The following is an 853-nucleotide window of genomic DNA, read 5'->3' as shown; positions in this document are numbered from 1 at the left end:
GCTATCTATTGTATTGAGATGATTGTTATTCAATATTAACAATTCGTAGTGTTATTTTTAAGTATTATCACACCAATAAAGAGTGAAATATAATATTATGATGAAGAATAAAGGCTATCCGGTGAGTATATTAATTGGAAAAAAAATACATTGTATTCGGAAGGAAAAAGGCATCACAGGTGAGAAACTAGCGAGAATGTTAAACATTAGCCAACAACAAGTGTCTCGTTATGAGCGAGGGGTCAACAAAATTACAGTTGATTTTTTATTTGAAATCAGTGAAATTTTAGGTGTTACACTGTTTGATTTATTGGTTATAGATAAGGAAGAACTGCCTTTTGAATATTTATGTCACCATGTAAGTTCATCGATAATAAAAAAATCATAGTCATGATATGCCTATGTGTAAAATACGAGTGATTTACAAAATATAATTGATTTTTCATTATGGCTATACGATATGTATCATAATTTAAATCAAATAGATGAATGATGAATTAATAATTCAATATAACTCTATTTATTGTTTAAAGTAGATTAATTAAAAACAATAATAACTATTTTACATGATTGGTTTAAAGAATGTTTTGATTTACTGTTATTTGTGCTTAAGTTGAACCTGCAGATAATTTAGTGTAAGTTTCTCATGTATTATTTACAGGTGATTCTTGTTATGAACATTGACATGGGGCATAGAGAGCTCATTGCTGAACACAGCCCTGTAAATAATTCTTTGCATTTATCTTTCATTTAAAGGTGACCGTCTAGGCGGTCACCAAACGTTATAATAAAACGACTGATTGCCTATTTCCAGTTTTGTATTGACATACTCCATTTTTCAGACACCGATTCA

The 853-nt window shown here is 29.2% G+C and carries 1 protein-coding gene; it reads left to right on the top strand.

Annotated elements, in window-relative coordinates; genetic code table 11:
• The first annotated feature begins 97 nt into the window (after nucleotides 1-97).
• Nucleotides 98-388, top strand: a complete 291-nt coding sequence (locus tag ACIPUA_RS07250; RefSeq protein WP_249890877.1) for a helix-turn-helix domain-containing protein — start codon at nucleotides 98-100, stop codon at nucleotides 386-388.
• Nucleotides 389-853: the final 465 nt, after the last annotated feature.

The sequence above is a fragment of the Providencia sp. AGC89 genome, assembly GCF_053543535.1.
The sequence above is the reverse complement of the archived record's forward strand: the minus strand, read 5'-3'. Positions and strand labels throughout refer to the sequence as shown.

What these genes read in the sequence shown, in the direction of transcription:
- ACIPUA_RS07250 (WP_249890877.1), top strand. Translation starts at nt 98, where the DNA reads ATGATGAAGAATAAAGGCTATCCGGTGAGTATATTAATTGGAAAAAAA.